Origin of the sequence: Methanobrevibacter sp., assembly GCF_045539575.1 — an archaeon.
Lineage (GTDB): Archaea > Methanobacteriota > Methanobacteria > Methanobacteriales > Methanobacteriaceae > Methanocatella.
Map to the genome: position 1 here is coordinate 26658 of NZ_JAZQFM010000021.1, position 23966 is coordinate 50623.

Here is a 23966-nt window from a genome sequence, read left to right on the forward strand (position 1 = left end):
ACTTAAATTAAATTAGATTCTTTTAATGCTTTTTTAAGAATTTCTAAGTTTTCATCTTTCATATCACATAAAGGTTGTCTGAAAGGTCCTGCTGGGAATCCCATTAATCTCATTGCAGTTTTAACAGGAACAGGATTAGTTTCAACGAAAAGAGCTCTGATTAAATCAAGCATTTCATAGTGAAGCTCACATGCTCTTGTATAATCATCGTTTAAGATACTGTTAACCATTAAGACCATTCTTTTTGCATCAACGTTTGCGGATGCACTGATTACACCGGTTCCGCCGACAGCCATGATAGGCAATGTTAATGAGTCCTCACCGGAAAGAATATTGAAATCGTCTTCAAGACCTTCACGTGAAAGCGCCCTGTAGATATCAGATACTTTATCCACACTGCCTGCAGCTTCTTTAATAGCTTCAACACCATCTACTTTTGCCAATTCAACTGCAGTTTCAACAGCAATATCGCATCCGGTACGTGATGGCACATTATATGCGATAAGAGGAATGTCACATTTACTAGCAATAGTACTGTAATGGTCTACTAAAGCATGTTGTTGCGGTTTGTTGTAGTAAGGAGTAATTAACAATGCGGCATCAGCACCAACATCTGCAGAGAACTTTGTAAGAGAAAGTGCTTCGGAAGTTGCATTACTTCCAGTTCCTGCGATTGTTTGCACTCTTCCATCAACTTCATCTACCAATATTTCAATGACTCTTTGATGTTCTTCGTGAGTGATTGTAGCAGATTCACCAGTGGTTCCTGCACCAACTAAACCGTCTACTCCTTGATCGATTAAATAATTAATGTTGGATCTGAATCCTTCCTCATCAATTTGTTTATCTTTATCAAAAGGAGTTACCATTGCAACATATGTTCCTTCAAATCTCATTCTAAAACCTCGTTAACTAATTTACATGCTTTTTCACCATCGTTCCAATCAACAAATAATACTACTGCTGTTTGAGATGATGTGATTTCAACAATATTAATGTCATTTTGTCTAAGTGGTTCTGTAATACCAGAAATGATTCCTGGGGTTTCAATAATATCTGGGCTAACTAAAGTAATCATTGCAGTGTCTCTGCCTAATGAAAGAGAACTCAATGCTTCAGTTTCCACAACTAAATTATGTAAAATATGATAAGCTTGTTCTGCATCCTTCTTATTTACAAATGTTGTAATAGAATTTTGTCCTGCAGAAATTCCGAAAATATTTATGTTATTTTTAGCCAGACATCCTGTTAAACCAGCAAGAAGTCCAACTTTTTTAAGCATAGCTTCTCCAACGAGAACTATAAGTGAAATAGGGTCCTTGTAAAGAGATACGGATTTTAATATATCTCCTTCAAAGGGTCCTGTGATACGTGTACCCTTTGAACTTAAATCGCCGTTAGCGAAATTAATAATTTTTGCGCTTATTAATGGATCTTTATATTTTAATGCATGAGGATGTAAAACTTGAGCACCATGAGTGGCTAAATCCCTCATTTCTTCAACAGTTATCTCCTCTAATAATTCAGCCTCTTCAATTTTATTAGGGTCTGTTGACATTACACCATCAACGTCAGTGACAATGACCACTTCATTTGCATTTAAACAGTGACCTATTAAAAATGCAGAAATGTCACTTCCACCTCTACCTAAGGTTGTAATTTCACCGCTTGGCCCTTTTCCTAAAAATCCGCAAATAACAGGAATAATTCCCTGATTTATAAGGTTTTCAATACCATTAATCTTTTTATTAGTGGAGCTGAAATCAATTTTAGCTTCAAGAGCATTGGAATCAGTCATAATTGGCCATAATTCATTATAAGGGTCAATAAACTCAGATTTTACACCTAAAGATTCAATAGTTGCTGAGAATACCCTAGCACTGGTTAATTCACCCATAGCCATAATTTCTGCCTTCTGCTTGTCTGTTAAACTTGAACCTATTGCCTCATTGGATAACCCAATTAAGTCATCAGTAGTCTTATTTACTGCAGAAACTACAACTACTACCTGATTGCCTTTCATATACTCATTTACTACGGACTGCGCCGCTTTTTTAATTCTGGAACCATTTCCAACCGAGGTTCCGCCAAATTTTGCTACTACTAAATCCATAAATTCACCTATTTCATTAAAAGTTTGTCTTATTTTTGAACTAACAAAAATATTAATATATATTTATATCGAACCATATTAATAAACTTTTAATTAGATATAAACTGGAAAAATTAAATGCATTTAAATGTTAAAATTAAAAAAATTATACAGTTTATTAAAAATTATAAAACAAAATAAAAATTATAATAAAAAAAGTAGTAAAAAAAATAATATGAAAAAAGCTTATTCTTGGGTTTGTTCTAACCTTACAAGCCTTGTAACATATCCTGCAATTTTATTTCTTAAATGTTTAGTACTTACAGTAGAGTATTCTTGTACTAATTTTTTGTTTTCTTCAAAATCAGTAGTGAAAACACCTTTGTGAGTTTCAATAAGTTCTTTTGCTAAACGTTTAACAAATGAAGTTCTAATATTGCCCATTAACATTCCTCCTTTAAAATTTTTTTCTGCTCATTCTTATTTAATATAGTTAGCATGTCTACGATTTGATCGATAATATCAACATCAAGACCTAATTCTTCACAAATTCCATCTATTTTCTCATGGATTGCCGCTTCCCTAGATTCATCATAAATAGGCATTCCCAAATAATCTTTAGAAAGAGCAATATCCTTTGCAAGAGATGTTCTTTGAGAAATTAAATCAAATAATTCATTATCAATTTCATCAATACGAATTCTAGATTTTTTGAGAAGATCTTCAGCTTCTTGTTTATTGTTAAAAGTTTTTATTTCATAGCTACCCTTCAAAAAATCACCAAATTGATAATAATGATAATAATATAATTTATTATGATACTAGTATATAAAGTATATGATTAAAACCAATTTTATGAAAATATATAATGATATTCTCCACTAACTAATTTCTAGATAATTGCCAGCCATGCAAAATCAGCAACGACGAAATACAATACTATAAAATCATGCACCCGTCATTATCGGTTCTTGTCTCAATAACGCTGCCCTCATATTTGGCCCAAGATTCCTTAACGTCATCAATTGATTCTTCACTGACAACAGCTACAAATGAGGAGCCTGTTCCGGACAAACCTGAAGCAATTGCACCCGCTTCAAGTGCATCGATAGCTATTGAAGAATCGAATCCCAATGTTGCTGAATAGATTAATCCGTTTAAATTGAGAGCCTTGAAGTAATCTTTATTTTTTGCAAAGCCAAATGCGGTTTCGACCAACGGAGCCAGCAGTTTCATCCTTTCAGGATTTGAATCCCCTGATTTTGAATAAAAGTTAGGCATGTAAACCAAAATAGGATAATCTTCCATCTCTTCTCTTATGATGAATTCCCTATTTTTATTGTCAGTTACCACAACACCTCCAAAGTAGGATGCTGTTGCATCATCAAATGAACCGGTAATTGTAACACCAGCATCAAGAGATGCATCGATTGCCATATTGACGACTTCAAGATCATCAAGTGGATTTAAATTAAATTCCTCGGAGATTATTGAAGAGGTTACCTTGACAATGGCATTTGAAGAAGCACTGCTGCTTGACAATCCTGATGCCATAGGCAAACTGGACTCGGTTTTCAAATCAATTCCGAATTCATTTTTATCAATGCCATAATGATTAAAGACCTTTTCGACGCATAACTCCATCAGTGTGTTGTCCGCTCCGACATCGTTTGAGCATGTTATTGAATTGCCTGTTGATTTAGCTTCACACCTGATATTCAAACCAATGCCGAATGCAGAACCGAAGCCTGTTGCAATGGCATTGATTATTGTTGCTGAACCTGGGGATCTTACAGTTTGCTTCATATTAAATCTCCTCATAAGGAATATCTACTTTTGAAAAATTCATTGCGCGTTGCCTTGCATTTGAAGATAAGCTTAGTCTGAACTCCTCATCATTAATGACGTTATCAATTGCACGTGCTATGGAAGATATCTTATTCGGATCCACCAACAGCCCAACGTCATCATTGATTATTTCACTTATTCCGCCAACATTACTGCCTATTACTGGTTTGCCGCAGGCCAACGCTTCAATTAAGACAAGCCCGAAACTTTCTGAAAATGACGGTAAAACTAAAACATCACAGCTCGGAATTATGTTTTCAACATCATCTCTGGAGCCAGTGAATATTACATCACGAATGTTTTCCTCTTCAACTTTCTTGTTTAGCTTTTTGAATAAAGGCCCGTCACCTACAACAACCAGATAATAATCACTATTTGCAATCTTTTTAGCCTCAAGCAATGATTCGACATTTTTCCTTTTAATCAGATTGCCGACAAACATGACTATTGGCTTATCCAAGAGGTTATTCCCATTTTTAAAAGAGTTGTTTTCGCCGTCGGAAAACTTGCCAACATCCACTGAATTCCAGGAAAGCTTGGTTTTTTGTGATATTCCAGTGACGCCTGTGGCAATAATCTCATGTCTTAACGCATTACTTACAGCTAAAACACAGTCGGCTCTTTTCAATACATTTTTAATAGTGGAACGCATCAATGGCTGTTTTTTGTATACTTCAAACATGTCAGACCCATGGGCTGTGACATATGTCTTTATTCCATGCTCATTTCCAACTTCAACGGCAGCCGCACCGGCAGGGAATAAATAATGACCATGGATAATATCGATATCCTCTTTCTGCAAAAGATTTTCCAATGCTTTTTTAGCATTCTTTTTAAACATCAATCCTCTAACTCCAGGAATATTGAGACCTTTTGTTCCGATTACATGGATTCCGTCAATGTCCTGAATATTCTTATGAGGATAAGTGATCACATAAACTTCATGGCCCTGTTTTACCAATTCTTTTGACAATGTGTGTATATGAACACCAACACCACCAACATGTGGTGGAAACTGACCAACCATCGCTATTTTCATAAAATAAACTCTCCACTATTATTATAATATTATATAGTGAGTTTGTAGTTTAAATAATTAATTAACCCTTGAATAATTACCAACTAAAAACTATTTTTCAATATCAAATGGCAAATAATTTATACCAAATCACATCATCATTAATTATGAAAGCAACTGAATTACATGCAGAAATTAAAGAAAATCTGAAGGATTATCCCATCGAATACCTGAGAAATAAAGTTACAGACGACAGATACAAAGACCCATTAACCAAACAGCTTGCCAAGTACAATTCAGAAACATGGGATGAAATTTTCGCTCTTGACATAACCGAAGACTATGACATTAAAGACGGAGTTATAGAAAACCTGAAAAATGACATTAACTTTTATTTCGACACTTATGCCGGTGGGGATGAAGAAACCAGAGAATTTACAAAATACATTTCACTTTATCTTGCATTGATGGCTAAAAAACCATTGCATCCATTTGGAGACAACCCTACAAAAGACCAGGTCTTTTTGGAAAACGGGGAATACAAATGCAAAACCAGAATCATGAGCATCAAGGATGAAAACTCATTATGCCGTTATTGCGTCTGTAAAAATGCCGGTTTTTCATTCGGATTTTAAATGAATTACGGAGTGAAAAAATGTCTGATGAATATTTGGAAATGTGTGAAGATTTTACAAGTCTCATTTTAAACAATGAGGCAATTTCAGGTAATGCTGTTTTTGAAATATTAAAAAAGTATTCATCAACAATTTCCATATTTGATATGATGGCATTTAGCTCACAGGTAATGGAAGAAAACAAATATGTTCAGGAAAATTATAGGGAAGACAGTCAAAAATCATATATAGAATCATTTCTCTATCGGGTAAAAGATATCCCAAAAGATACAAATGACTATTCCAAAAATATTGATAAGGAAACATTGGGAAATGCGGTTGAAACTTTAAAATTAAATCACTCCAATGAAGAATCTGAAAGAAAGAACCTACTAATTTTTTATATTGCCTCATTTTACGCCACATTTATATTGGAAGAACCTATTCATCCTGTTGGGACCCCATTTCCAGGATCTCTAAAAGTTGAAGAAAAAGATGGCAAATTCTTATGCCCAGTAAGAGACGCAAATATTGACACTCCAAAAGCAGTATGTAATATGTGCCGGGCAGAACAATTAGATTTTTAGAAAATAATCCTATTCAATAGGTTTCATGTTATTGTTTAAATAATTCCCTTCCATGTCAACCAGAATCACATTCAAATCCAAATCGAAACGCTGCATGCATCTTTCATGAATAGCTGAAGCTATGCTATTTGAAACTTCAACAGACAAATCAATTTCTTCCAGAATATCCATCATATCATCGGTTGTTTTGGAATCAAATAACCTTTGAAGTGCATTTCTGTCCGCACCGCAAAGTGCAGCATGGGTAACCATTATTTCACGCCTTCCATCTGCAACGGCATGCTTTGTATCGAAAATTCCTCCTGCAACCTTGATTAACTTACCCATATGTCCGAAGTAAGTGAACCTGGTTATTCCTCTTTTTTCAGCCTCTTCAAACATGAATCCTACAAAATTACCTGTCTGAACAATTTGTTCTTTGGTAATGTCCAATTTTTTCAAGGCCAGCTTTTCACCGATATTTCCAGGAACAAAAACCAGATTATCAATATTTGAGGCAAGAGCTACGTCGATTTGTGTCACAATTGAATTTTTATATGCATCGCTGGACATGGACCTTGCAATTCCAGTTGTTCCAAGAACAGATATTCCTCCAACAATCCCTAATTTAGGATTCATTGTTTTTCGAGCAATAGTTTCGCCTTCAGGAATTGAAATTGTAACTTTAGCCACTTTGCCTTCAGGAATTTTATCTTCAAGGTTTTTGACAATCATACGTCGTGGAACCGGATTTATTGCATAATCTCCGACAGGAATCTGAAGGCCGGGTTTTGTAATCTTTCCGACACCAACTCCCCCTGTGATAATAACATTGGATTTTTCAGTGGTTTTATCAAAAAGCTCAACATTAGCAACAATATCCAAATTAACTGTCACATCAGGATCATTGTATGGATTTTTATGAGCAGTTGCCTGAGCCTCATTGGAAGAGAGCAACCTGCATTCATCAATGATAATGTCCAATGTTTTCTTGGGAGTTTCCACCTTAACACATGCAATATCTGCGGAATCTAAAATCGCATCTAAAGCTGCAAGAGAACAAGCTGTCGCCACAGTACCGGTAGTAACACCAGTATAATTATCGTCTGACATTTTACAAAAAAAGAATGAAAAAGGAGAATCTATAATAAAGATTCTAGTTTGTCAATAAGTTCATCAGGCATTGGTGCGCCAACAAAGGTGACTTCACCATCAATTACAATGGTAGGTACAGCCATAATTTGATATCCTATAGCTTTTTCCCTGTTTTCATTACTTTCATCAATTTTAAGGACTTCCACATCAATAGCGTCACCTAATTTGTCTTTAGCTTCTTGAGCTGCTTCAATTGCAGCAGGACAATGTGGACAAGAGTTGGTTGAAAATACTTCTACTTTAATTGCCATTATTAAAATCTCCTTAATTTTAATTTGTAAATATTTTATAAATTAATTATATTTAACTGTTACCACGAATAGATTTCAAATGCTCTCTGGAAATATTTAATATATATTAAAAAAATATAAATTAAATGATTAAAATGGAACATTTACCTCAAGAAATTAAAGAAATAATAAACGATGCATATCCCTACATCAAAGATTTCAATCCCGCTCAAAAGGCAGTTATTGAATCCGGATATTTAGATGATGACTCAAATTACATAATTTGTATTCCAACAGCAAGTGGAAAAACAGTTTTAGGAGTGCTTCCTGCCCTTAAAACAATTCTTAATGGAGGAAAAGCAGTTTATGCTGCACCACTTCTTTCAATACAAAATGAAAAAGTAAAAGAGTTCAAGGCATTTGAAGAGCATGGAATCAGAGTTGGAAAACATCCCGGAAGTGCAGACCTCTCAGTAATGGTTTTTGAATCATTCGATGCACTTACAAGATTTTCATGGGACAATTTGCGTGACGTGGACACATTAATCATTGACGAGTTCCACATGATTGGAGAATATTCCAGAGGCCCAACTCTCGAAGCTGCAATAACAAGAGCTAAAATAATCAATCCATCCATGAGAATAATTGCACTGTCTGCAACACTCAGAAACATTGAAGAAATAGAAGGCTGGCTTGAAGGTAAATGTGTAGAGCATGATTATAGACCTGTTCCATTGAATAAAGAGGTATTGGACGCAGAAATGTTCAACACCAAAAATAAAAATGATGTCATTGTTAAAATAATTGAAAAGGCAATAAAAGACAAATCACAGGCTCTGGCATTCGTATCAACCAGAAGATTCACTGAAAGTTTAGCAACATACGTGTCTGGAAAAATCAATAAGAAAATTAACGTTGAACAGAGAAAACGCTTTAAAGAAGTTAGCGAGAAATTGCTTGAGGTTCCTAAAAAGAAAGGTTCACTTCCAACCACAACATGTCTCAAACTTGCCGAAGCTGCAGAAAAGGGTGTGGCATTCCACCATGCAGGATTATTTAACGAACAAAAGGAAATAATCGAAGATGAATTCAGAAAAGGAAATATCTTAATGATTACTGCAACTCCTAGTTTAATGTATGGGGTTAACTTGCCTTCAAAAACTGTTGCAATCAGAGACCATACAAGATGGACAAGCAATGGCCCTCAGCCAATACCGGTTTTTGACTATGAACAGATGTCCGGAAGGGCCGGAAGGCCTCAATACGATGATGTGGGTTACTCATATCTCATTGCAAAAACCATGGACGAAGCTCAAAACCTGCAGGACTTCTACATTGACGGTGAGATTGAACTGACCAACTCCAAACTGGTTGACAACAAGGACGCAATTTACAGACAGATTATTGCGCAAATCGCTTCCACACTTTCAAAAGACATTGACGAGCTTACAGACTTTTTTGGAAAAACATTATACGGATATCAGATGAGCAACAATCCGTCAATGGCATTGTTTGCAGAAGACAGCTTAAGATACGAACTGGAAAATGCTTTAAGTTTCCTGCTTCAAAATGGAATAATCAGAGCGACACCGGAAGGCCTTAAAACTACTGAATTCGGTAATTTGATTGCAAGATCCAATTATTCCGTTGAAACCGCAGTTAAAATCAAGGAGTACATATCATCAATGGATGAAATGAATGCTGAGGAATTCATTTATGCATTGTCTGAAACTCCTGACTTGCCTTTAATATCATTTAAGGGAAGAAAATCCAAGGATCCTGTGCGTGACAAATTATCTGAAGTAGGACTGTTCGCAGTCGATATCGGAAATCCTGAAGCAACAACAGTTTCACTGATTGAATGGATTAACGAAAGAAGCGAATATGAAATCGAAAACAAGTATCATGTTTATTCAGCATCAACAAGAAGGTCTGCCTATGAAGCTTCACGCCTGGTAAGATTTGCAAAAAACACCTCTGAAGTTCTTGGAAACTATTCAAACCTGCAGGAATTTGATTTCCTATCCGCAAGACTATATTATGGTGTTAAAAAGGATATCATTCCTCTTGTCGTGGGAGTCAAAAGACTCGGTAGAAAAAGAGCTAGAAATGTTGTTAAAATCTTTGGCAACGATTTAAGTGGCGTTAGTGAAAAAGAGCTCCAACAAATTGAGGGAATCGGTCCTAAACTTGCTGAAAAAATCAAGTTATTTGTTGACAGTTAAAAAAAATAAGTTAAGGTGGTTTTAACCTCCACCTTCAGCAACGTTTGAATCCATTTGCATGTCTTCAAATCTGGATGCTTTTTCTTTAAGTTCTTCGATATCGAGTTCCTTACCTGATTTGTCGGATTTTTCTTTTAAATCTTTTTCATCAAGCAATTCAACTAATTTTGCACGATACCATAAGCTTGTTTTGTCGATTTTGACCCAATCAACTCCATCAGTTGTCTTAATATCTAAAACCTTACCGATTGTGCCTGTATCGACATATCTGACATATGAGTCAAGAGTTATCTCTTTATCTCTTGCATCAAAAGCCATAGTATTACCCATATGTTTATTCTTCTTCGTCTTCTTCAACTTCGATGGTAGCTTCAACAGTTTCTGCTTCTTCTTCTTTTGGAATTTCTTTGTTTAAAATAACATAAGCACCAATGGTAGCTACATCGTCAAAGTCAATTTCAAGTTCATCTTTGGAGAAGATGTTTTTTTGTAAAGTTAAAGTGATTTTTTCAATTTTACCGGTTTCTGGATCGAAATCAATATTGTCCACTTTACCTACTTCATATGCATTTTTATCTAAAACGGTACAACCTAAAAATTCTTTAATTTTCATGATTTTCACCTTTTAATTTATTGATTATATAATATTATAAATCATTAAATATTTAAATTAAACCATCATATAAAATTAACTATTTAATCATATGGAGAAAAAAAATGGAAAATGCATGTCGAATAATTATTGAAAATATATTAAGTGGAAAAATATCTACTCGACGTGACCTTGAAGTTGAAAAGAGACAACTTTGCCGAGACTTGAAATTATCAAAATTCATGAGCAATGCGGATATCCTGAAATATGCAAAGTCTGAAGAAAAGGAACTGGTTTCAGGCATTCTAAAGAAAAAGCCAACAAGAACAATGTCCGGTGTGGCAATAGTTGCAGTGATGTGCCATCCTCACAAATGCCCTCACGGAAGATGCTTTTATTGTCCGGAAAGTGAAATTGCCCCTCCAAGCTATACCGGAGAAGAGCCGGCGGCGCTCAGGGGAAGAATGTATGATTTCCACCCATATGTCCAATGTTTCAACAGACTAAAGCAGCTTAAGCAGATTGGACATCCAATCGATAAGGTTGAACTGATCATCATGGGAGGGACATTCCCGTCAAGAGACCTGTGCTATCAGGAATGGTTCGTATCACAATGCCTAAAGGCAATGACAGACTTTGGACTGATTATTGAAAACAAGCCAAATAATTTTGAATACAACATGGACCGTGACGAAATAAGAGGATTTGAAGAGGGTGTTCTTAAAACATATCCTCCAAACGATTACGTTTTAATCAGTGACGTTCAAAATGCAAATGAAAATTCCAAGGTAAGATGTGTGGGTATGACATTTGAAACCCGTCCTGATTACTGTAAAAAGGACCACATCAACAGAATGCTGGATTTTGGCGTTACCAGAGTGGAACTTGGAGTTCAGACATTATCCGATGAATTATACAAAAAAATCAAAAGAGGCCATACCATTGCTGATGTTGTTGAATCCAATCAGCTTTTAAGGGATTCTGCGATTAAAGTGGCAATGCACATGATGCCTGGATTGTTTGTAGACGAAAAGCAGGATTTAAAAATGTTCAAGCAGCTGTTCAGTGATGAAAACTTCAAGCCGGACATGCTCAAGATTTATCCTTGCCTTGTAACCAAAGGCAGCGAATTATACGATTTGTGGGTAGAAGGCAAATATGCTCCATATACTGACGAGGAGGCTGTGGAGCTAATCGCAAAGGTCAAGGAAATTCTTCCCAAATGGGTTAGAACAATGAGAATACAAAGGGACATTCCTGCAACATTAATTGAAGCGGGAGTTAAAAAATCCAACTTGGGAGAGCTTGTCTACAAAAAACTGGAAGAGAAGCATGTTGACTGCCAATGCATAAGATGCCGTGAGATAGGCCATAAAAAAACATCAAGAGAATATGGTTTAGATGACTACGACCTGTTCAGGGAAACCTATACCGCATGTGAGGGTATCGAGCACTTTTTATCCATTGAAGACGTTAATGAGGAAAGCATTGCAGGATTTTTAAGACTGCGTTTCCCATCAAAAAATCATTTCAGAGATGAGATTACAGACACAACCTCCCTTGTAAGAGAGCTGCACGTTTACGGAAACATGATTAAAATCGGAGGTAAGAATCCGAGTATCGGCCAGCACACAGGATTTGGCGAAAGGCTCCTAAAAGAAGCTGAAGAGTTATCCGTTGAAAACGGCTATGATGAAGTTGCAATCATCAGCGGAATCGGATCCAGAAATTACTATCGCAAATTCGGATATGAAAAAGTTGGACCGTACATGAAGAAAAAATTAATATGAAAATATTTATATATGTTCGTATATATACTAACAATTAAGAGAGTGGTAATATGGTAGGTTATAATATTAAAAATTCAAAAGAATTAGCAAGTTGTATAAACTATACAAACTTGAACAATATGATTACTGAAGACGAAATGAAAGAATTTCTCGAAAAGGCAAAGGAATTGAACTTCAATTCAGTAGTTGTATCCCCAACATACGTTCCATTAGCAAAAGAAATTTTAGGTGAAACCGATATTAATATTGGAAGTGTTGTTGGTTTTCCATTAGGATTTGAAGACAGCGACACAAAAAAAGCTGAAGCAACTACTTTAGTTGAAAAGGGAGCAGATGAAATCGAAGTAGTTCTCAACTTAAGCCACTTGAAAGATGAAAAATACCCATTAATCGAAAATGAAATCAAACAGATCAAGGATGCTATTGGAGATAGGATTTTAAAAGTAGTCATTGAAACCAAAGCACTGGAAGATTATGAAAAGGCAAATGCCGCTAAAGCTGCCGAAAAAGCAGGAGCTGATTATGTAAAAACCGCAACAGGATTCATGACTCCAAACCATATCTTTGAAAATGTTAATGATATAAATATCTTCCAAAAACATGCACCAAAAATTAAAATTGAAACCTTTGGTGGCATAAATGATTACAAAACTGCAAACCAAGTTTTAACTGGCGGAGCAGATAAAATTGGCAGTGATTTAGGTTACGAAATCGTTAAAAGATATAAAGATTTAAGAGAAAATACACAAGTAACCCCAAAACCGATTACCTTAACCAAAAAAGATTAGATGGACTGTCCATTTAATCACCAAATTTTTTTTATAAAACCATCATCAAAAAAAAACTTTAAAAAATAATGCTAAAATTATCTTATTTTGAAAAAATCTTAAAAATTAGTAAAAAGAATGCCATGTGCCGGACTTGAACCAGCGACATCTAGATCTTCAGTCTAGCGTTCTCCCATCTGAACTAACATGGCATATGGACCGAACGAGATTCGAACTCGTGATCTCCTCCACGTCAAAGAGGAATCATACCCCTAGACCACCGGTCCTATACAACATTATATTATTATGAAAAAAGTACTATATAAACTTTTCTTAAATTAATAGAACAAGTGGTAAAATTTTAAAAATAAAAAAAAATTGACCAAAGAAATGGCCAATAGATTTTTATATAAAGCGTTTGTTGAAAATAACTAATTAGAAAATCTATTTGATTGCTAATTTGATATCTTCAGCTTTTACAGTTTTTCTACCAGCGTGGCGTGCGAAATTTACAGCTTTTTGTGCGATTTCGTCACCTTTTTCTTCTAATGCTTCAGCTAATGCAATTTTTGCATCGTCACTAATTCTTTGTGCGCCAGCATTTTTTAAGATACGACCGACTGGTGCGATTGGTAATTCACTCATTATTACACCTCCAATTAAAAGATAGTATACAATAGTATATAAAGGTATCGGTAAAAATGAATAAAAATCGCCTATATTATGATACATCACTTATTATAATATGCTTTTCAAAATCAATAAATAATACTAATACTATATAAAATTAAGGCATAAAAATTAAGTGAAAATATGAAAATAAGAAAAAAACAAATAAAAAAAAAATTTCTCTACAATAATTCGCTCTTAAGATAAGTTGCAGTAGCTTCGGTTATTTTGACATCAACAAAAGAACCTAGCTCGACATCATCAACAATTACTGGAATATATGAATCTGTCTTTGCAATGAATCCTCCTTTAGAACCCTCTTCAAGAACCAATACTTTTTGAGTTGTTCCAACCAGCAACTTGTTTTCTTCTTCAGTTATTTCGGATTTAATTTCAGATAAAAATTTTGATCGTTTCTTCATCACATCACGAGGAATTTCACGAAGTGAAGATGAGATAGCACCTTTCCTGTGCTGATATTTTGACAGGTGAATCAGACTTGGCTTGATATTTTTCAGCAATTCCACTGTCAGGTCAAAATCATCATCGGTTTCAGTCGGATAACCTACAATAATGTCAACGGCCAGTGTCAAATCCGGAATTTCACTCCTGAATTTTGATACAATGTCAAGATACTGCTCAATGGTGTGACCACGCCTCATCTCGGATAAAACCTTGTCACTTCCGGATTGAATAGGTAAATGTATAAAATTATATACCTTCGGATGTTTCATCGCATCGATTATTTCATCAACATCGTTTAAAATGTTTTTAGGGTGCATCATTCCAACACGTACACGGAAATCTCCATCTAAATTAGCCACTTCTTTGATTAAATCAGATAGTTTCTCACCACTGTCACGACCGAATGCTGCGGTATCCTGGGCAGTGAGCTGAATTTCACATGCGCCGTCTTCAATAGCTTGCCTTGCTTCTTCAACAATATCCGCAATCGGATAGCTATTTAAAGGCCCACGTGCAAAACGAGTACAGCAAAATGTGCATGCTCCCAAACAACCTTCACAAATTTGAATAATATGAATTAAACTGTCATCAGTTAATTTTGGAACACAAACTTTACTTTCTTTTGAAAATCCGCATTCCCTTACGACCTCTCCGCAATAGGTAGCATTAACGACATCCGCAGACTTATTCAGCTGATGCGGTCCGATCCAGGAAACATTAGGTCCAATCTTGTCCAATTTTTCAGGATCTATTTCAACCATGCATCCGCTTACAATGACCTTTTTGTCAGGATAGTTCTTCTGGAGCTGCTGGATTTGATATGTGACCTTGTTTTCAGTAGGCAGTTTAACATAACATGTATTGACAATAACAATGTCTGCCTCTTCTATGCTGTCCACAATATCAATGTCATTCTCGTTTAAAACGCCAGCCATGATTTGTGCATCGGCCTTATTGAATGTGCATCCGTAAGTTTGAATATATACTTTCATTTTTTTCCACTTTTAGTTTTTTTGAAAATGTTTTTGGTCAAATCATAATCGTAATTATTGAATTTGACAGGTTTTGAATAAACCCTTGTAATGACGTTTGCCTTTGCAAATCCAGAGGTCAATTTTCTTTCCTGGGTCTTAACGACATGGACCTTAACAATATGCTTATCGATTTTTACAACATCACCTGGAGCTATTTCGAAATCCCTTTCAAGGTCCAGTTTATATGAATCAACTTCCCCATGCAAGTCAACGGAAAAGCCGATACGTGCAGGAATCTCTATAGAGTTTGCCCATATTGTGTCAATGTCTTCAATAATTGCCTTGTTTACTCTTGTATCTCCCACTTCAATGCTTGTTACCTCAACCTGACCGAACTCGGAAAGTAAAACATCACCTTTTTCAAGCTCATCGCTAGGCAAAAGGTCAATTGTGGTTTTGCGGGACTTGTCATGCTCTGAGATAATCAGCCTGTATGGCTGTGGCTTTTTCAAAGAGACAACATCCTTGAAAACATGCCCGCAATCTTCACATTTAAATAAATACTCTTCAATTAATTTTTTCTTTGATGATTTCTGCTTTGATTTTAAAACTTCCAAATCATCGCTACCGCAAATCGGACAATCCATTTTAATACCTCAAATATAAGAATTATTCTTTTTCATTTAAATAATGATTGACTAACCCGCCATCTTCTAAAATTTCCAGCATGAACTCCTTGAATGGTTCAAATGTGGCGGATTCATCAGTTGTTTCGTTGATTATGATTCCTTCTGACAAATCAATGCTTATTATATCGCCGTCTTTGGCTTCAATATCTGATACGATTACCGGAAGTCCTATATTAATGGCGTTTCTGTAAAAGATTCTTGCAAATGATTTGGCTATGATTGCATCAACACCAGCTGTTTTGATAGCTACCGGTGCCTGTTCTCTTGATGAGCCGCAACCGAAGTTTTCATCAGCTACAATGATGTCTCCCTTTTGAACATTTTTTGTGAAATCCGGACGTTCACCTTCAAGTACGTGGTCTGCCAAATCCTGAGGGTTGAATGTTCTTAAATATCTTCCAGGAATAATTACATCAGTATCTATATTTTCGCCGAAAGTCCATGTTTTTCCTTTAATAATATCCATTTCTATCACTAAATCAGAATAAATAAGTTATAAAAAAATATTGAAGTATTTGGGACATCCCAAATACAAAATAAGTTGTTGGTGATTTGAAAATTAATTTATTTTAACGGTTGTGCAAATTTTTGCTCCACACCTTCACGATACATTGAATTCATGGTACAGAATGGAATGATTCTGCCGTCTGGGGTTGCATAATGAATAACACATTTTTTAACCCTGTCTTCATCGAAATTGAATGGATCCATGAAGTGCATACATGAAATGAGCATTGCATCTTTTGAGAAGTCTCCTAATGCTTCGTAATCTCCTTTAGCAAATACATTTACTAAAACTCTGACAATGTCCAAATCTTCAGGAGTTCTGCTGGTATGAACCATTTTAGTTAAATTTCCAGTTAATCCAGCTAAAACCCGTTTACGAGCACCAAATTTACCTTTTTTAAGTTTTTCATTGTATTCTTTTAATTTGTCAGCCAAGTCATCAACATCAATAAAGTCTGTGATTGGAATCAGCTTGTCTTTGCCTGAACCTTCAGTTTTTTCCCTGAACACATAGGTTGCAATTCCACAATGTTCATGACAGTTCAAGGTCACTTTTGCGGAATCTTCACCGTCAAGCAGAGAAATGAATTCTGCAATAGGTTCGACAAATGAAGGTGGATAAAATGCATCAACAGGAACCTGACCGTCAGTTACATCCTCAATAATATTGACAAAGTCAGGAATGGTTATTCTTTGTTCTTCCACATGCTCTGAAGGAGTTCTTCCTGCAAATGAAACAGGCTGGAAGTTAACGCCGTAAATGTTTTCACTGTGGTCAAATGCAAATTTAATGATATCTCCTACTTGGTGGTCATTGACTCCTTTAACCAATGTAGGAACAAGTACAACACCTAATCCTGCTTTTCTACAGTTTTCAATTGCCTGAAGTTTGTCAGGAAGTAAATCTCTACCCCTATTGTTGATGTATGGCTCTGGAGTAACTCCGTCAAATGCGAGATAAACAGTATTCAATCCAGCTGCTTTTAATTCCTTAGCCAAGTTTTCCCTTTTAGCTAATCTGATACCGTTGGTAGCAATTTGAACGTGAGTGAAACCTTCTTCTTTTGCCATTTTTACAAGTTCAACAATGTCTTTCCTTACGGTAGGTTCACCGCCGGCATATTGAATTGCAGGACATGGATGAGGTTTTAAATTCCTTAAATTCTTAAGCATCTGTCTGATTTCTTCCTGTGAAGGTTCATATTTGTAACCTGCAACAGCCGCATTAGCAAAACAGACAGGGCATCTTAAATTACATCTGTTGGTAACATCAATCAATCCCAGTACAGTTGAAGTTTCATGTTTGGAACATAATCCGCAATTGGAAGGGCATGCTCCTGTATCCTCAACACAAGGATTTTCCACATGAGTAATTGATGGAATGTAATTTTCCATCTTATCATATAATTTATCGTCGCTCCAGTAAGTGTTTATAAATTCTCCATGTTCATCACAAGTTTTTTTGATGAGGATTTTTCCGTCTTCATCATAAACTTCTGCTTCAAGAGGTTTTCCACACTCTGGGCATAAACTTTTAGTATCTTTAATTTTCAAACAAATCACCCTCTACTAACAATATGAAATCATTAGTATAACTTACATAATGTAATATAATATTTAAATTATAGTACACATCCTATTTAAAGGTATTTAAAAATAGCACTAATTCCTTAGAAATGAGCAGTTCTAGTTTGAACATACTCCCTTGCAGATACATTTTGATTTATAATATACGATAAAAATAGGGACAGCAATGCAAATAATTGAACATCATGCCAATTTAAAAGTGCATTCATCTCCGAGTTAAAAGCCGGAGAATCCCTGCACAATATTGTTAAGAGATCTCAACTCAATCAGTTGAGTTGAGGTAGCTAATCAGGTGTGGCTAATCTCCCCTCAGATTCAATAGAATTATGATTAATACTATTAAAATCTCAGCAATGACAAACCAAAGAATGGATTCATTGCCGTAACAGTGCATAAATATGAAAAGCACGGCAGTAGCTATCATAAATCCTAATAAGGAAAGTATAGGTTTATTTAATTTTGTTATAAGATAGATACTGATTGTACAGACAACTAAACTGGCTATCCCGGTTAAAAATATAGGATAATTATTAAATGAAATAGGTGAAAGTACAATATATATCACACCAATTGTCATGACTATCAATGCTATATTTAACAGTATTTTTTTCAGGGTCTTATATTTTTCAACTCCGCCTTCTTTGATTTTTGCAGTTTCTTTTTCAGATTTGAAAGTTTTAACTACCTCTTTATTTTCGTATTTTTCATCAAAATTCTTGAATAAATATCTTAAAAAGACATAATATACAATCGCGAATATTATCTCAGTAGTAGTTATTCCGATCAGGACACAACTACCATTAGCCAGCAAAATATTCAGTACATATATTAAAGCGGTTTCCAATAGAATCTTTATAACTGTAAATAACAGTGAATACATACTTTTTCCAAAACCGTCCAACATTTTTGAAGAGATAATGGAAAATGGAATTGAAAGTAATATGACTGTTCCCAAAATTGCTATCCAAAATATTTCGGTTTTCATTCCGGTAATGGAAAAAAAGCTAAATGCAAACTCACGCAAGAGTATGAATGCTATCATAACTACAACTGTTGTCATAAAAGATACTTTAAGTGCGTATTTATACATTTCATTTAATTCATCGAATTCATGTGCACCGAATAAATGTCCTGTAACACTCATTAATGCTCTACCGTAACCCTTAATAGGTGCGGACAATAAAGTTTTAAGCTTATTTGATGCGGAATAAAGCACCGGTCCGATATCTCCCATTGTCACAATTAATATACCATTAATAAATGATGCTGAGAAAGCCCATAATCCATCATCCAAGAAATTAGGAAGGGAAACTTTTAAGATTTCAACAATGATATACGGGCGGAATTTAAAGTATTTCATAGATAAAGGAATTTTTGTTTTTCCTGATAAGTATAGAGATACAAAAACGATGAATGGAATCAGTGCGGATAAAACAGTAGCATATGATGCTCCTTTAACTCCTAAATTAAGATTAAAAATAAATATAGGATCCAATATGATATTTAAAACATTTGATGCTATCATGAATAGGGTAGGTATCCTTGAATTTCCCTCTGCCTGTAAAGTTTCAGAGAAAAAATTAACAAACATGAATACATATGCAAAAGTTACAATCGGAATTAAATAATCCCAAACCAAAACATATGAGTCGGCTGAATCTACAGAATATAATACTCCTTGAGTGAAAAAAGCGCAGAGCACTATTAAAATCCATATTATATTAGTTAGAATGATTCCATGAATTAGCGTATTGTATGCGCTTTCATAATCGTCCACCCCCATAAAACGGGACATCATGGAATTGGCTCCCTGACCTATCGAATCCCCGAATGAAAATATAAGAGTAACAAAAGGTATTGAAACACTCACTGCAAAAGAAGCGTGAACGTTTATTTGTGATACCCAAGCCAAGTCGACAATACCATAAATTGCATCAAAAATACAAAAAGCAATTATGGGTATACTCAGATGCCAGAAAGATTTTTTAGGTAGTGAAACCATGTCAATTTTTTCATTCATTATTATTCTTTAAGATATTGTTAATATTTAAATGTAATCTTTATTTTACAACCTATTAAATAATCGGAATCATTGCAGGAGCAGTTTAAGGACAATTCGGCCCGCAAGCATTGATTTAAATTAAAACTGACATTGATTATTCAAATAGCTGAAGGCTAATCTGACTGACATTAACGGCAGCCATTTTGTTATTTGAAACTTGTTTTTGAAAAGTAGTTGATGTATATGCGCATGACGGGAAAAACCTGATTTTTAAAAACCTTACAGTTAATGTTAAAACTGAATTATTAAAATTATAGCTGTGAAATTTGTTTTAATTATATGGTACAGACAATGAATTAAATTGGCCTGTGAAATGATTTAAAAAAAAGAGAAAAAATAAGGAATTGAAATTCCCTATCTTTAAATTAATCCAAGTTTTTTGGCTGTATTTTCATCCACTTTACCCGTTACTTTGAGTCCTTTGTCCTTTTGGAATTCCTTGACGGATCTTTCAGTGCAGCTCTGGAACTTACCGTCAACCATCAGGTAATGGCCATATGCTGTGAGATAGTATCCGTGGTTTTTTAATGCCTGTTGAATCTCTCTGACTGTGGATTTGTCCTTGCTGCCTTTGGATATTGTTTTCCAGGAGGAAATGACTTTAATGTTTGCTTTTTTGGTTACTTTATTGTAGTACTTGTTTCCTGTGTAGGTTATTGTTGCCTTGAATGTTCCTTTTTTGGTAAGCTTTGTAATCTTGAATGTTGCCTTACCTTTGGAGTTTGTGGTGGCTTTGTATGTTTTGCCGTTGACTTTCAAGGTGACCTTAGCGTTCTTGATTGCTTTTCCTGTGTTGTCCTTTAAGGTGATTGTGTATTTTTTGGTTTTTGTGGCAGTCTTGAATGTTTTAGCACTTGCAGTAATCTTTGGAGTTGCCTTCTTGACTACAACCTTGGCAGTGACATTGGATCCGATGTAATTGTCATTTCCCGCATAGGATATTTTTGCAGAGTATGTTTTTGGAACCATGTTGCTGACTTTGATTTTGATTTGACCGTTTTCATCGGTAGTGTAGTTTTTAACGCCGTTTAAATCAACAGTCACTGTAGCATTTGCCAATGGATTGCCCTGACCGTCAGTTAATTTAATAACCAGGTATTTGTTGACCTTATATGTTGCAGTTACGCCAGCTGCAGTCAGATTGGTTGAAACCTTATTTACAGTAATTGTAGCGGTTTTGGTAACTGCAGTGTGATTTTCATCAGGAACAGTTGCAACAGTTAAAGTATGGGTGCCTGCACTTAAATCTGAAATTGAGATAGTGTAAGCATCAACAGCTACATTAACACCGTCAATCTTAGCATCAATGCCTGTTGCTCCTTCACAACTTACAGTAACATTAATAGATTCACCATAATCCAACTCAACATCATCCAATGTTAAAGTGGAATTAACCTTATTGACTGTTATTGTAGCGGTTTCTGTTACGGCAGTATGGTTTTCATCAGGAACGGTAGTGACATTCAAAGTATAAGTTCCGGCGGCTAAACCAGAAACTGTAATCTTTTTGCCATTTACACTAACAACAGCGTTAGGTTGACTGACAACGTTAGCGATGACTTCACTTGCACCAGCGAAGGAAACATTACCAGAACCTTCACTTCCATAATCAAATACAATATCGTCAACAGTTAATGTGGATTTCACTTTGTTTACTGTGATTTTAGATGTTGCAGTTACAGGATTGTGGTCATCATCAGGGATTGTTGTGACAGTTAATGTATGATTTCCTGCTTTTAAACCTGAAATTTGAATATTATAATTATTAATAACAGTCACGTCATTACCATCAATCTTAGCGGTGATTCCAGTAGCTCCAGTAGTTGTTATAGTGACATTTGTGGATTCGCCATAATCTAAAACTATATTATCCAAGGATATTGTTGAATTAACTTTATTGATTGTTATAGTTCCATCGTTGACAGTAACATTATCCAGTCCAACATAGGTTGCATTGACGTTATATTCGCCGTAAGTGTCAAAGGTATGTTCTGCCCACCATGTACCGTTAGCACCATAGGTTGCATCGATTTGGGTTCCGTTTGGTAATATAAATAGTAATTTACCTTTCACAACATCATTTGGAATATTGGATTCTGCAGTGATATTTATTGTCTTGTTAGTTGTTTTTTGAGATGTGACATTCGCATTGAATTTAGTGTTGTTTGAGATTGTTGTTTCAGCTTCAGTGTAGTATGAATCTGCGTCATGGCGAGCGCTTATGTAATAATTATCATCTGCACTAATGTCTAAAACAATCATACCGTTCTCATCTGTGTCCATAACATCGCTTAAAACAAGCTCGTTATTAACAACTACTCCGACAGTGATGTTTTGGCCGGTGGCCTTATTGGATCCAGCCATTGTAGCACTGACTGTTGTAATTCCATTTGCTCCCCAATATGTCACATTGGTAAAAGTAACTTTCGTATCATTTCTAGAATAAATTGCATTTAAAAGGTTATTCCCGCCTGTGAAAGTAATTGTAATATTATTATCATTTTTAGTTATTTCTAAAACTTCTGCATTCGCCCTATTGTTTAAGAAACGAGAATTAAAAACAGTTTTAGTGGATGATGTACTGTAAAAGTTAATTGCAGAACCAGTAGTCGCATTATTGCCAGTAAAATTACAATTTGACACAGTACCAGTACTAACAAACATGATCGCACCACCCCAATCACCTGCAGTGTTATCAGTAAAATTACAATTTGACACAGTACCAGTAATAAAGAAGTAAACTGCACCACCACAGTATGCAGTGTTATCAGCAAAATTACAATTTGACACAGTACCAAAACCTATGTTGACAGCACCACCATAATAGGTTGCAGTGTTGCCCGTAAAATTACAATTTGTCACATTACCAGGATTCAAGAAGTAAACTGCACCACCACAACCATTATCTCCAGTTGCTTTGTTATCAGTAAAACTACAATTTGTCACATTACCAGTACTCTGGAAGAAAACTGCACCACCATAAGTAGAAGCATAGTTATCAGTAAAATTACACTTTGTCACAGCACCCTCACGATTGAAGTAAACTGCACCACCACTTCCAGTTGCAGTGTTATCAGCAAAATTACAATTTGACACAGTACCTGAACTAGTAAAGTAAATTGCTCCTCCATCACCATCATAATTAGCATTTATAATGGTTAGATTTTTAATTGTTACACCAGAAGCACTTACATAAAATGCACGGATGTTTGATCCAGTCATATCAATGACTGCACCGTTACCATCAATGACTTTATTGTCCTCACTGATATCAATGGCTGTTGCATCCTTATCGTAAGTATAGTTTTTATGGGTTAATGTAATGTTTCCTGGCTGGCTAATTTCATTGGCCAAATCAGAATATGTAGCTGAATCCGCACCCAATACCTCAGTATCAGTTTGCGCAATAGCCTCATCATAATCAGTTGAAGCCAATGCCTCGTTTTCTTCACTTGTTTGTAGATTATCCTCAATATCATTATCAGCGGATAACTCGATTGTATTTGCATTTTCACTTGCTATAGTATCCCCTATTTCACTTGCACTAACACCTGCAATGCTCAATAGAAAAACAACAAGCGCCAATAGGATTATTGTTTTTTTGTATTCCATTTTCTCCCTGAACTCCTGAAAATTGTATGCTAAAAAATGTTTTATTTCATTCAAACAATCATAAAAATACATGTCCTTTGTTTAAAACTTCTAAAACATGAATAAAAATCTATCCACCAATATATAAATATATAACGATTTTGAAGAACGGGGGCAGATAAACTGTAATTTTACCAACTAAAAAGTTATTAACTAATAAAAACAAATAATTATACTGAAAATGATTTATAAAGGGGCTTGAAACTCATGGAAATTTATCATGGAAGCACAGTAATCGTTGAAAAGCCTGAAATTAGAATTGAAAAATTCAACAAAGATTTTTACTTTGGATTTTACTGTACAGTTATGGAACAACAAGCAATCCGTTGGGCAACACGATTTGGAGAAGGTATTGTCAATGTTTACGAGTATTATCCTAATGATTCATTGAAAACTCTAAAATTTGAAAAAATGACTGAAGAATGGTTAGATTTCATAATTGCTTGTAGAAGTGGAATTCCACAT

23 protein-coding genes and 2 tRNA genes are annotated in these 23966 nt (G+C 35.1%); 6 read left to right on the plus strand and 19 right to left on the minus strand.

Features of this window, described 5'->3' with window-relative positions; genetic code table 11:
• Positions 1–2: 2 nt before the first annotated feature.
• The 6 genes from dapA to ACKI30_RS02405 form a co-directional block, all read right to left on the minus strand.
• A complete protein-coding gene (dapA, locus tag ACKI30_RS02380) occupies positions 3–896 on the minus strand; it encodes a 4-hydroxy-tetrahydrodipicolinate synthase (protein ID WP_407409579.1) in 894 nt (297 codons plus the stop codon).
• Positions 893–2113, minus strand: coding sequence for an aspartate kinase (locus ACKI30_RS02385; RefSeq protein WP_407409581.1), 1221 nt, complete (start codon positions 2111–2113; stop codon positions 893–895). Before ACKI30_RS02385 ends, dapA begins: the two co-directional genes overlap by 4 nt.
• 225 nt (positions 2114–2338) lie before the next feature.
• Positions 2339–2536 (minus strand): 30S ribosomal protein S17e, encoded by a 198-nt coding sequence (locus ACKI30_RS02390; protein ID WP_067043908.1) that lies wholly within the window; start codon positions 2534–2536, stop codon positions 2339–2341.
• Positions 2536–2865, minus strand: a complete 330-nt coding sequence (locus ACKI30_RS02395) for a chorismate mutase (protein WP_407409583.1) — start codon at positions 2863–2865, stop codon at positions 2536–2538. Before ACKI30_RS02395 ends, ACKI30_RS02390 begins: the two co-directional genes overlap by 1 nt.
• Before the next feature lie 166 nt (positions 2866–3031).
• On the minus strand, positions 3032–3898 hold the full coding sequence (locus ACKI30_RS02400) for a shikimate kinase (RefSeq protein ID WP_407409585.1): 867 nt from the start codon (positions 3896–3898) through the stop codon (positions 3032–3034).
• 1 nt (position 3899) lies between these two features.
• Entirely contained in the window at positions 3900–4979 is a 1080-nt protein-coding gene (locus ACKI30_RS02405; protein ID WP_407409586.1) for a glycosyltransferase family 4 protein, read from the minus strand.
• A 146-nt stretch (positions 4980–5125) separates the two neighbouring features.
• Between ACKI30_RS02405 and ACKI30_RS02410 the strand changes: the two genes are divergently transcribed.
• Both ACKI30_RS02410 and ACKI30_RS02415 read left to right on the plus strand, forming a co-directional pair.
• On the plus strand, positions 5126–5593 hold the full coding sequence (locus ACKI30_RS02410) for a DUF2115 family protein (protein WP_407409588.1): 468 nt from the start codon (positions 5126–5128) through the stop codon (positions 5591–5593).
• Positions 5594–5613: 20 nt separating this feature from the next.
• Entirely contained in the window at positions 5614–6159 is a 546-nt protein-coding gene (locus ACKI30_RS02415; protein ID WP_407409590.1) for a DUF2115 family protein, read from the plus strand.
• Between the two features lie 9 nt (positions 6160–6168).
• Here the strand turns inward: ACKI30_RS02415 and cbiD are convergent, their stop codons facing one another.
• Entirely contained in the window at positions 6169–7251 is a 1083-nt protein-coding gene (gene cbiD / locus ACKI30_RS02420) for a cobalt-precorrin-5B (C(1))-methyltransferase CbiD (RefSeq protein WP_407409591.1), read from the minus strand.
• Positions 7252–7280: 29 nt separating this feature from the next.
• Positions 7281–7544 carry a thioredoxin family protein gene (locus tag ACKI30_RS02425; protein WP_407409593.1) on the minus strand — a complete coding sequence of 88 codons (264 nt, stop codon included), beginning with the start codon at positions 7542–7544 and terminating at the stop codon, positions 7281–7283.
• 125 nt (positions 7545–7669) lie between these two features.
• On the opposite strand from ACKI30_RS02425, the gene ACKI30_RS02430 reads away from it, so the two are divergent.
• Positions 7670–9748, plus strand: a complete 2079-nt coding sequence (locus tag ACKI30_RS02430) for a DEAD/DEAH box helicase (RefSeq protein ID WP_407409595.1) — start codon at positions 7670–7672, stop codon at positions 9746–9748.
• A 21-nt stretch (positions 9749–9769) separates the two neighbouring features.
• On the opposite strand, the gene ACKI30_RS02435 is transcribed toward ACKI30_RS02430, so the two are convergent.
• A complete protein-coding gene (locus ACKI30_RS02435; protein ID WP_292741254.1) occupies positions 9770–10066 on the minus strand; it encodes a DUF2098 domain-containing protein in 297 nt (98 codons plus the stop codon).
• A gap of 16 nt (positions 10067–10082) precedes the next feature.
• Complete coding sequence (locus tag ACKI30_RS02440; protein ID WP_407409597.1) at positions 10083–10361, minus strand: PRC-barrel domain-containing protein; 279 nt, start codon at positions 10359–10361, stop codon at positions 10083–10085.
• Between the two features lie 104 nt (positions 10362–10465).
• Here ACKI30_RS02440 and ACKI30_RS02445 point away from each other — a divergent pair, with 104 nt between their 5' ends.
• Positions 10466–12130: a tRNA uridine(34) 5-carboxymethylaminomethyl modification radical SAM/GNAT enzyme Elp3 gene (locus tag ACKI30_RS02445; RefSeq protein WP_407409599.1), complete on the plus strand. Its 1665-nt coding sequence runs from the start codon at positions 10466–10468 to the stop codon at positions 12128–12130.
• A gap of 50 nt (positions 12131–12180) precedes the next feature.
• Positions 12181–12918: a deoxyribose-phosphate aldolase gene (gene deoC / locus ACKI30_RS02450; protein WP_407409601.1), complete on the plus strand. Its 738-nt coding sequence runs from the start codon at positions 12181–12183 to the stop codon at positions 12916–12918.
• A 118-nt stretch (positions 12919–13036) separates the two neighbouring features.
• On the opposite strand, the gene ACKI30_RS02455 is transcribed toward deoC, so the two are convergent.
• The 9 genes from ACKI30_RS02455 to ACKI30_RS02495 form a co-directional block, all read right to left on the minus strand.
• Positions 13037–13109 (minus strand) — tRNA-Phe (locus ACKI30_RS02455).
• A 3-nt stretch (positions 13110–13112) separates the two neighbouring features.
• Positions 13113–13184 (minus strand) — tRNA-Val (locus ACKI30_RS02460).
• Positions 13185–13341: 157 nt separating this feature from the next.
• Positions 13342–13542 (minus strand): histone family protein, encoded by a 201-nt coding sequence (locus ACKI30_RS02465; RefSeq protein WP_042691314.1) that lies wholly within the window; start codon positions 13540–13542, stop codon positions 13342–13344.
• Positions 13543–13748: 206 nt separating this feature from the next.
• Positions 13749–15023 carry a tRNA (N(6)-L-threonylcarbamoyladenosine(37)-C(2))-methylthiotransferase gene (locus tag ACKI30_RS02470; protein ID WP_407409603.1) on the minus strand — a complete coding sequence of 425 codons (1275 nt, stop codon included), beginning with the start codon at positions 15021–15023 and terminating at the stop codon, positions 13749–13751.
• Positions 15020–15652 (minus strand): HVO_0476 family zinc finger protein, encoded by a 633-nt coding sequence (locus tag ACKI30_RS02475; RefSeq protein WP_292741263.1) that lies wholly within the window; start codon positions 15650–15652, stop codon positions 15020–15022. Before ACKI30_RS02475 ends, ACKI30_RS02470 begins: the two co-directional genes overlap by 4 nt.
• Positions 15653–15674: 22 nt before the next feature.
• Complete coding sequence (gene hacB / locus ACKI30_RS02480) at positions 15675–16160, minus strand: homoaconitase small subunit (protein WP_407409605.1); 486 nt, start codon at positions 16158–16160, stop codon at positions 15675–15677.
• Positions 16161–16258: 98 nt separating this feature from the next.
• Positions 16259–17755, minus strand: a complete 1497-nt coding sequence (gene tes, locus ACKI30_RS02485) for a tetraether lipid synthase Tes (RefSeq protein ID WP_407409607.1) — start codon at positions 17753–17755, stop codon at positions 16259–16261.
• A 331-nt stretch (positions 17756–18086) separates the two neighbouring features.
• Positions 18087–19808, minus strand: coding sequence for an MATE family efflux transporter (locus ACKI30_RS02490; protein ID WP_407409608.1), 1722 nt, complete (start codon positions 19806–19808; stop codon positions 18087–18089).
• Between the two features lie 402 nt (positions 19809–20210).
• Positions 20211–23462 (minus strand): peptidoglycan-binding protein, encoded by a 3252-nt coding sequence (locus ACKI30_RS02495; RefSeq protein ID WP_407409610.1) that lies wholly within the window; start codon positions 23460–23462, stop codon positions 20211–20213.
• Positions 23463–23708: 246 nt separating this feature from the next.
• On the opposite strand from ACKI30_RS02495, the gene ACKI30_RS02500 reads away from it, so the two are divergent.
• A partial coding sequence (locus tag ACKI30_RS02500; protein WP_407409612.1) for a DUF3990 domain-containing protein occupies positions 23709–23966 on the plus strand: 258 nt, incomplete at its 3' end.

What these genes read in the sequence shown, in the direction of transcription:
- dapA (WP_407409579.1), bottom strand. Translation starts at nt 896, where the DNA reads ATGAGATTTGAAGGAACATATGTTGCAATGGTAACTCCTTTTGATAAA.
- ACKI30_RS02385 (WP_407409581.1), bottom strand. Translation starts at nt 2,113, where the DNA reads ATGGATTTAGTAGTAGCAAAATTTGGCGGAACCTCGGTTGGAAATGGT.
- ACKI30_RS02390 (WP_067043908.1), bottom strand. Translation starts at nt 2,536, where the DNA reads ATGGGCAATATTAGAACTTCATTTGTTAAACGTTTAGCAAAAGAACTT.
- ACKI30_RS02400 (WP_407409585.1), bottom strand. Translation starts at nt 3,898, where the DNA reads ATGAAGCAAACTGTAAGATCCCCAGGTTCAGCAACAATAATCAATGCC.
- ACKI30_RS02405 (WP_407409586.1), bottom strand. Translation starts at nt 4,979, where the DNA reads ATGAAAATAGCGATGGTTGGTCAGTTTCCACCACATGTTGGTGGTGTT.
- ACKI30_RS02410 (WP_407409588.1), top strand. Translation starts at nt 5,126, where the DNA reads ATGAAAGCAACTGAATTACATGCAGAAATTAAAGAAAATCTGAAGGAT.
- ACKI30_RS02415 (WP_407409590.1), top strand. Translation starts at nt 5,614, where the DNA reads ATGTCTGATGAATATTTGGAAATGTGTGAAGATTTTACAAGTCTCATT.
- cbiD (WP_407409591.1), bottom strand. Translation starts at nt 7,251, where the DNA reads ATGTCAGACGATAATTATACTGGTGTTACTACCGGTACTGTGGCGACA.
- ACKI30_RS02425 (WP_407409593.1), bottom strand. Translation starts at nt 7,544, where the DNA reads ATGGCAATTAAAGTAGAAGTATTTTCAACCAACTCTTGTCCACATTGT.
- ACKI30_RS02430 (WP_407409595.1), top strand. Translation starts at nt 7,670, where the DNA reads ATGATTAAAATGGAACATTTACCTCAAGAAATTAAAGAAATAATAAAC.
- ACKI30_RS02435 (WP_292741254.1), bottom strand. Translation starts at nt 10,066, where the DNA reads ATGGCTTTTGATGCAAGAGATAAAGAGATAACTCTTGACTCATATGTC.
- ACKI30_RS02440 (WP_407409597.1), bottom strand. Translation starts at nt 10,361, where the DNA reads ATGAAAATTAAAGAATTTTTAGGTTGTACCGTTTTAGATAAAAATGCA.
- ACKI30_RS02445 (WP_407409599.1), top strand. Translation starts at nt 10,466, where the DNA reads ATGGAAAATGCATGTCGAATAATTATTGAAAATATATTAAGTGGAAAA.
- deoC (WP_407409601.1), top strand. Translation starts at nt 12,181, where the DNA reads ATGGTAGGTTATAATATTAAAAATTCAAAAGAATTAGCAAGTTGTATA.
- ACKI30_RS02465 (WP_042691314.1), bottom strand. Translation starts at nt 13,542, where the DNA reads ATGAGTGAATTACCAATCGCACCAGTCGGTCGTATCTTAAAAAATGCT.
- ACKI30_RS02470 (WP_407409603.1), bottom strand. Translation starts at nt 15,023, where the DNA reads ATGAAAGTATATATTCAAACTTACGGATGCACATTCAATAAGGCCGAT.
- ACKI30_RS02475 (WP_292741263.1), bottom strand. Translation starts at nt 15,652, where the DNA reads ATGGATTGTCCGATTTGCGGTAGCGATGATTTGGAAGTTTTAAAATCA.
- hacB (WP_407409605.1), bottom strand. Translation starts at nt 16,160, where the DNA reads ATGGATATTATTAAAGGAAAAACATGGACTTTCGGCGAAAATATAGAT.
- ACKI30_RS02490 (WP_407409608.1), bottom strand. Translation starts at nt 19,808, where the DNA reads ATGAATGAAAAAATTGACATGGTTTCACTACCTAAAAAATCTTTCTGG.
- ACKI30_RS02495 (WP_407409610.1), bottom strand. Translation starts at nt 23,462, where the DNA reads ATGGAATACAAAAAAACAATAATCCTATTGGCGCTTGTTGTTTTTCTA.